The organism is Lamprocystis purpurea DSM 4197 (assembly GCF_000379525.1).
Taxonomy (GTDB): Bacteria; Pseudomonadota; Gammaproteobacteria; order Chromatiales; family Chromatiaceae; genus Thiodictyon; species Thiodictyon purpureum.
Genome location: NZ_KB902375.1, coordinates 49314 through 56913, shown reverse-complemented (window position 1 = coordinate 56913; position 7600 = coordinate 49314). Strand labels below are relative to the sequence as shown.

Annotated in this window: 4 protein-coding genes and 1 CRISPR repeat array; of the genes, 1 reads left to right on the top strand and 3 read right to left on the bottom strand. The window is 62.1% G+C overall.

Annotation, left to right across the window (positions count from 1 at the left end; translation table 11 throughout):
* Positions 1-1778: a CRISPR direct-repeat array (repeat unit 36 nt; unit sequence GCTTCAATGAGGCCGCGGCGAATTCGCCGCGGAAAG).
* 514 nt (positions 1779-2292) lie between these two features.
* Together cas2 and A39O_RS0103780 are read right to left on the bottom strand one after the other, a co-directional pair.
* Positions 2293-2586 (bottom strand): CRISPR-associated endonuclease Cas2, encoded by a 294-nt coding sequence (gene cas2 / locus A39O_RS0103785; protein WP_020503375.1) that lies wholly within the window; start codon positions 2584-2586, stop codon positions 2293-2295.
* A gap of 26 nt (positions 2587-2612) precedes the next feature.
* Positions 2613-4367, bottom strand: a complete 1755-nt coding sequence (locus A39O_RS0103780) for a CRISPR-associated endonuclease Cas4/Cas1 (RefSeq protein ID WP_020503374.1) — start codon at positions 4365-4367, stop codon at positions 2613-2615.
* Between the two features lie 177 nt (positions 4368-4544).
* Here A39O_RS0103780 and A39O_RS0103775 point away from each other — a divergent pair, with 177 nt between their 5' ends.
* Positions 4545-4733, top strand: coding sequence for a hypothetical protein (locus A39O_RS0103775; protein ID WP_169338398.1), 189 nt, complete (start codon positions 4545-4547; stop codon positions 4731-4733).
* A gap of 654 nt (positions 4734-5387) precedes the next feature.
* On the opposite strand, the gene csb2 is transcribed toward A39O_RS0103775, so the two are convergent.
* Positions 5388-7598 (bottom strand): type I-G CRISPR-associated protein Csb2, encoded by a 2211-nt coding sequence (gene csb2 / locus A39O_RS37720; protein WP_083924501.1) that lies wholly within the window; start codon positions 7596-7598, stop codon positions 5388-5390.
* Between the last annotated feature and the right edge of the window lie 2 nt (positions 7599-7600).

Genomic DNA, 7600 nt, shown 5'->3' with positions numbered 1-7600 from the left:
GCTTCAATGAGGCCGCGGCGAATTCGCCGCGGAAAGCTCTTGACCAGTGTGCCCTGACTCCCAGGGTGCAGCGCTGCTTCAATGAGGCCGCGGCGAATTCGCCGCGGAAAGCTCGCAAGCCGCCGTCACCGCCGCGACCGCCGAAGCCGCTTCAATGAGGCCGCGGCGAATTCGCCGCGGAAAGGTAGCCGGCGGCATCAAAGACAGCGCCCAGAAAGGCGCTTCAATGAGGCCGCGGCGAATTCGCCGCGGAAAGCGCGCCCGCGGGTTGGGAAAAGGCATTCTCAGGAACGCTTCAATGAGGCCGCGGCGAATTCGCCGCGGAAAGGAAGCTGCTGGTCACATCGGCGCTTGGGGGCCATGGCTTCAATGAGGCCGCGGCGAATTCGCCGCGGAAAGAAAGCAGTCGCGGCGAGAAAAAATTGAAAACGATATCGCTTCAATGAGGCCGCGGCGAATTCGCCGCGGAAAGCGCCGACAGATGCCTGAAAGGCTTGGGCTTGGCGCGCTTCAATGAGGCCGCGGCGAATTCGCCGCGGAAAGCTTCTGGCACTGTGCGCTCTGTTCTGTTGTTCTGGTTGCTTCAATGAGGCCGCGGCGAATTCGCCGCGGAAAGCAGGCCGGGCGGGTGGACCCGGAGACCGGCGAGCTGCTTCAATGAGGCCGCGGCGAATTCGCCGCGGAAAGGTCCTATCCGCCGCCGGGCGGCGGGGCGACTGATGAGCTTCAATGAGGCCGCGGCGAATTCGCCGCGGAAAGGGCGGCCCTGCATTTGGGGTCGGCGCGGCTAGGGGATGCTTCAATGAGGCCGCGGCGAATTCGCCGCGGAAAGCTGCTGGTTCGCCAGTCCGGCCCGCGCCATGGCCTCGCTTCAATGAGGCCGCGGCGAATTCGCCGCGGAAAGCCATGGTGTTGACGGTCTCGAAATAGGGCGCCGGACCGCTTCAATGAGGCCGCGGCGAATTCGCCGCGGAAAGCCGCTGCTGCCGCTGACCTTGCCGCGCGGATCACCGATGCTTCAATGAGGCCGCGGCGAATTCGCCGCGGAAAGGTCTCGCCCTGGGGCACATCGCCGGTCCTCGCGTCTGGCTTCAATGAGGCCGCGGCGAATTCGCCGCGGAAAGGTGTCTTGTGGCGCCGGGCCAGGCCGGGGGTACTGACCCGCTTCAATGAGGCCGCGGCGAATTCGCCGCGGAAAGGTCCTCGAACTCGAACTGGCCGACGACAAGCCAGCCGCTTCAATGAGGCCGCGGCGAATTCGCCGCGGAAAGGAGCTGATCCGCGCCGGGGATCTGCTGGCGCGGCTGGCTTCAATGAGGCCGCGGCGAATTCGCCGCGGAAAGCTCTGCCTGACCACCCACCGCCAATACGGCACTCCATGCTTCAATGAGGCCGCGGCGAATTCGCCGCGGAAAGGACGATGTCGAGCGCGTGTCGCTGCTGGGCGAGCTGCTTCAATGAGGCCGCGGCGAATTCGCCGCGGAAAGAAAAAGACCTGGGGCTGGATGATGCGACCTGGAGCGGCTTCAATGAGGCCGCGGCGAATTCGCCGCGGAAAGCCGGCCCGGAGCGCCAGATGCTGCTGCGCGAGCTGGGGCTTCAATGAGGCCGCGGCGAATTCGCCGCGGAAAGCACCCGATACTGCGCCAGATCAATCACGTGGTCGGCAGCTTCAATGAGGCCGCGGCGAATTCGCCGCGGAAAGCTCTCCGATGAAATTCACAAAGGCCGGTTCATGGGCTGCTTCAATGAGGCCGCGGCGAATTCGCCGCGGAAAGAGCCCGCTCTGGAGCCCGCCAGGGGCGCGGGTTGCGGGGCGCTTTGCGAGCGCTCCCTGATCGGAAAGCACTTGCGCGCCACGACTTGACTCAAGACAAGAGAAGTGTAAATCATTTTCCTGATTTTTAAAGAGCAAATTTCTGCGAGTGCTCACGGGGTTTGACGCACCATTGGAGCGCTCGCGGCCTCCCGGCGAGCCTGGTGTTTCGTTGCGTGTCCTAAACCGCGTCCGGCGCGAAATACGTAATTTTCATTGTGTGTTCGGCCTTGGGGATTTAACCAACCTCGCTGGAGACGCGGCTTAAAATTGATGCTCTTCAAAACTTTAAAAGCGCCAACTCCATCAATTGTCGAGTCTGCCGGGGCCGAGCCAATCCAAGAACATCGCATACCGCGCTGGGCGCGGTTTAGCCTGAAGAAGCGGGTCCGCTCGACGTTGACGATGAGCGAAGGCCCGGTGTTCGCGGGGCGACGGGCGTCTCGCAGTGTCGATTCAGGTCGATGCGCAGTGGATCAAACGATGATCACCTCATGTTCAATGACCTGGAACTCGGCTTTCCCCAGGCTGACGACGCGTGGGATGACATTATCAGCAACGCCCAAGTCCATCAAGACGATGTGATCTTCCACGTGGTTGATGATGCCGTCGAGCAGCGCGACCAGTTCGGCGTGCTGTTTCGGTGTGAGGCGGCACTGAAAAACGGAAAGTTGAACCCATTCGCCGTAACCTTTCATCAGTTTGAAGATGCGGCGCCAGCGTCCGGGTTCCGAGATGTCGTAAGCGACGATGTAGAGTCGTTCGTTCATGACCGGGTGAGTCTGATCAACTCAGGTTAACGGGGGGTGAAGTTCGGGTAGACATCGAGTTCCCCGAGCAGATGACGGGCGAGCAGCCGGGCCTGGAGTTCGAAGAGTCGGCGGTAGCTGAGCCGGTAGCCGAACTCCGGGTGTGTGACCTCCTGGCTCATCCGGCGCTCGAAGGTCGCGATGAATCGCTTGCGCCCGTCCGGGGTCAAGTTGACGCTGCCGGCCGCGGAGACGAAATCGGTCGGGCGGACTTCGCCGTTGTTGATCGCCTGGAGCACGCTGGAGTCGGCGATCAGGGGGCGGAAAGGTTCCATCAGGTCCAGGGCGAGCGCGGGGCGACCATAGCGCGGTTGGTGGTAGAACCCGAGATAGGGGTCGAAACCGACGGCTGAGAGCGTGACGAGCCAAATGCGCACCATCAGCGTGTATGCGAAAGAGAGCATCGCATTCACCGGGTCGGTGGGCGGGCGGCGGTTGCGGGTGGTGAAGTCGAAAGCGAAGTTGTCTTCCGGTCCGCTGGGTTTGATGAGCTTGCCGAAGTTGCCGAAATAGCGGGCGGCGGCGCTGCCCTCGGCGCCGAGCATGGTCTCCAGGTCCGGCACCCTGAGCACCCGGCGGGCGTCGCCGCTCATGGCTTCGAGCAAGTCGGCGGGAGCGGCATCGCCGACTTTCCAGTTGCGTCGCATCAGGGTGCGGCAGTTGCGGACTTTGGCTTCGATCAAACCCTTGGTGAGACGCAGACAGAAGGCCGGGTCGTCCGCGGCGCGGAACTGCGCGCGCCGCAGCTCGACGTTCTTGTGTCCGGTGCCGACGGTATGGCCGCTGAACCAGCCGCCATAACTGTGCCAACTGACCGGGATGCCGCGGGCCATGAGTTCGGTCAGGGCGGGGCTGGTGACGTAAACGTTGCCGAACAGAACGAGCTGGGACGTGTCGATCAGCCGGGCGGTTTGGGTCTTCACATCGTCGACGAAGATCTCCAGGCATTCGCCGGCCTTCGCGACCTTTGCATGAAACGCCTGGACATAGACCGGCATCGCGCTTTCCTGCCCGACGGCGAGCGGGCGCGGGGCGATGTCGGCGCCGCGGAAGAAGCTGATCTCATCCGGCAGGCAGATACCCACGAGCGAGCAGTGCGGGCATTTGGGGCTGTCTTCCAGTGGGGCGGGGATGCGTCCGCCGGCCGCGACGAAGCGCAGACCGTCGATGGTGGTGCGCGTGAGCCGGCGCAACTCCTCGGTGAACTCGACATGCACGCGCTCGCGGCTGCCGGCAAAGTAGAGCACCCCGGCGTCGCACTGGTATCCGTGCTCGGCCAGGATCATCCCCTGAACGCAGAGTTGCACCCGCTCCGGGTCATAGGCGCCGTGCGGCACATGGGGGCGTTTGCCGCGCTTGTAGTCGACCGGAGTGACCGTGAGTCCCTCGCCCTCGATCAGATCGAGCCGAGCGATCAGTCCGAGCCGGTTCGACGACAGGGTGATCGATCGGGCGTGGATCTTTTCCATCACCGCGCCTTCGTCTTCCGCCGCTTTGATCTTAGCCTGGTCAGCGGCGGCCGGCAGCTTACCGCCGGGTTTGTCCACCCGGCGGTGGACATGCCGCCCCTCGACCGTGTCGCTGGAGTCTTCCCACTCGCCTTGAACCCACTCCAGGTAAGCGAGACGCGGGCAATAGCAAAACTCATTGAGCATGCGCGCCGGCAGCAGCGGCACGTCGCGGATCAACTCCGGGAAGGGGAGTTCCAGATCGAGCTGTTCGGGGTGTTCGGCGATGGCCATGGTGGACTCCTTGTGGCACGCTCAGCGGTTTGAACGTGATGCTTGCTATACGCGCGTTCGCATGAAAAACGTATCAGGTTGATGCAGCATGGGTCAGTCAAGTTTGCGTGGGCCGGACGGGCTGGCCGTGCGGCAGGATACCGAGGCGGCACTGAATGGCCTGCCAGGTCGGAGGTGGTGCGCGTCGTGCTTGCCGAGTCCCTGTTGCGGCAGCAGCCTGAGCGCCTGATGAAGGCAATGGCCGCGGCGGCGCGTGCCGAGGTGCGGCAACTCAATGTGGCGTTTCTCCCGGCAGAGAACGGTGCGCTCGACGCCGATGGGGCGCGTCGTGCGGGCAAAGAATCACGCGAGCAGTGGGGGGTCTGATGCGCGGCGGCGAGGTCCGGCTGGCCGATCCGGATCAGAACCGCGGCTGGAAAACGGTGTTGGATGTCGGGTGGCGTCGCCCAGGGTGCCGCCGGACCCGCGGGCGTCCAGCCCGCGGGTGTCGGCAATGCACAGCACAACCGACCGGAAAACCGGGTCGCGACCTCTGTGTGCCGGCACTGTCCTTTGCTGATCGACATGCGTCATCGCCAGGAGGGTTCCTACGGATACGTAACCATTTCAATCATTGAAACAAGGCGATGGACTGCATCACGGTACGCGAAACGCGCCGCGTGCCGGTTAAGTATGGAAGCCCCTGGCGGCGGCAAGTGAGATGTCCGGCACAGTTTGGGGCATTGAGGTCGGGGGCTTGATCATCGCGGTCCTGATCATCGTTCCGGCCCCCGTGTTTAAAGAAACGCCATGCCGGTGCTTTGAACCGGCTGGCAGCCGCTTCTAAGCCTGGGGCGATCAAGGTCTTGGAGTCCAAGGCTTCAGCCTTGGCGCTCGCGATCCAAGGCTGAAGCTTGAGACTCCGGCTCGTGGCGACCGGAGCATGTCCATGGTCGCGGTCGTCGGATCGTTCTTGTCATCCCGTTGTAGGCTGGACTTCGGATGGTCGGCCCAACCTGGGGGCATCATCGAGAACTTCGATCAAACATCAATTGCAGGGACCGGTTGAAACAATCCGCCTCCGAAATGGCGTGTTCGACCAATGAGAAGTGGTCCGGCTTGGGCCGTTCTGAACCGCAGACGAAAACGACCAGCAAGCCCGCCGCGCGGTCCTTCTGCAACGTCTAGCACCTCTACCGCCGGTTCCGGTATGCCGCTCCGCCGGATCTCCGTCAGGACGTCGATGACGAGCGCATCGGCCGCCTCAACTCGTTTGGCGTGTCGCGTTGGCCGATAGTCTGTCACGCTTTCCCAGTGTTGAGCCGGAGCGAAAAGCGGATCCTCATCTGGTACGACTGTTTCGGGGAGAAGCGTCAGGCGCCCAGCTACTCCGGCCCGCAAGTCGATGAGATCTTTGACCGCCGCATTGAGCGTTGCCAACTGATTGCGCTCCCATCCTGTCGGCGCACGGGCTTCGATCAGATGCGGCGCAAGAATCAGGAGGCGGTGTCGCGAGAGATCGGCCGCAAAGGCGAGATGGCCATGATTGCCCTCGCGCAAAGGATCGCCGGTCGGCGCATGCCCGGAGAAGAACGCTGGAAGTGGATTGCCGCGCGCCAACTGCGCTTGTACGCGGGCCATGACCGCTCTGCGCAGCGCCCGGCTTAGCTCTTCTGGATCGGCAGGAAAAACCAAGCCGTCAGTGATCGCGAAGGCGAAAGCCCCCTCTACACGTCGGACCGGGGCCAGCAAACCCAGACCCAAATAGCGTCCGTCACCGATGATCAAAGGCCCGTCTATAGGCTCGGCAAACTGAATCTCGGCATGCCAAAGCCGCTCTTTCGCAAAACGGGTCCCGGCAGCGAATGCCTCGGCACGCGCACCTCTCGCGGCGAAGGGCTCGCGTTGTACCCGGACGGAGTTCACTCGTTGACGGACACCGGCATGACGCAACGCGTGAAGCACCGCGGTCCCGGCACGTGCTTCCTCAGCCAAGCGTTCTTTGGCGCCCTTGATCTCATCTTTAAGATGATTCGGGTCGATCCGGCGTCGCGCCGAAGGCTGGGGGAGCGCGGCGGGCGTTACTGTTCGCCACAACCGGTTCGAGTCGTCGGATTCGATTCCGAACTTCTCAAGCATCCGCATGTCAGTCGTCGGGGTAAGTCTGGTTTCTTCCAATACCTCGCCCGTATTTATGTCGACACTCTGATTGACCAAGAGTCCGGAGAATGCCCAAGCGATGTCCTCGCCTGCAATCTCGCAACCCGTTGGCACCTCCAAGAGCACCCTACGGATGCCTCGGTCAACGTGGGCGTGCCCGATCGATGGTAAGGGGATGATCCGGATTCGTGATGCTATATCGCGCCCGGTTGCGTCCCGACCGATCAGTCTCCGCTCGATCAGCGCATTTTGTTCGGGAAGCGCTTTGGTGAGCACACTGGCTGCAGTATCGCGCAGCCGAGCGACGAGGTCCGCAGTCCGTTCCTGCGACCAGCCTGCGAAAGGTGCACCAGCGGCTGAGGCGCGTATTTCGAAGAGACGTCGGAATGGTCGGCTATTGTAGACGACTGATCGAAAGTACGGCTTTGGCGCTTGAGTCAAGAGCATGTTAACTTTGTTACCCACCAAGCTTCGGCTGAAACGCTTAAGGTTCGCGGCGTAGCGTGTTTCAAGACTCGTGAGTGAACCGATGATCGGGCAATCGAGCAGAACACCCTGGCCGTAAGGGGTAGGCCGAAACAGGGTTCCCACATAACCTGTGAGTCGTGCTTCCAGATCATCCTCGCTCAGAACCTCGGCCCAAGCCCACGCCATATCGATTCCGCAACCCAATTGGTAGATTTGTTTTGCTGCTTTACAAATGACCTGAGCATTTCGTGAGTCAGGGTGACCTGAGTCGAAGAGCCAGCAGAAGATAAGCGGAATTTCCGCGTTGAATAACTGGGGTCGGATCAGCTTGCCATCACGAATCTTCCCGATTAATTTTGGATCACCGCCAACATGGTCCAGATCGTTATTAGGGACATAATTCGTGTATCGTTGCCCGGATCGAGATCTAGGCGCCGCGATGAGGGGTACTGGCAACCCCTCTAGCCATGCTAATCCCGCGCGAAACTCATCAGGCAACTTGTCGCCGATCGCCGATCCAGAAATCAGCGCTTGAAATACACGAGCCGGCGCAGGAGGCCAGTCACCTGCTCCGTGGTACCGCCCTTCGAAGAGGCGAACCGAAATCACAAGTGCCTGAGCCATAA

What these genes read in the sequence shown, in the direction of transcription:
- cas2 (WP_020503375.1), bottom strand. Translation starts at nt 2,586, where the DNA reads ATGAACGAACGACTCTACATCGTCGCTTACGACATCTCGGAACCCGGA.
- A39O_RS0103780 (WP_020503374.1), bottom strand. Translation starts at nt 4,367, where the DNA reads ATGGCCATCGCCGAACACCCCGAACAGCTCGATCTGGAACTCCCCTTC.
- csb2 (WP_083924501.1), bottom strand. Translation starts at nt 7,598, where the DNA reads ATGGCTCAGGCACTTGTGATTTCGGTTCGCCTCTTCGAAGGGCGGTAC.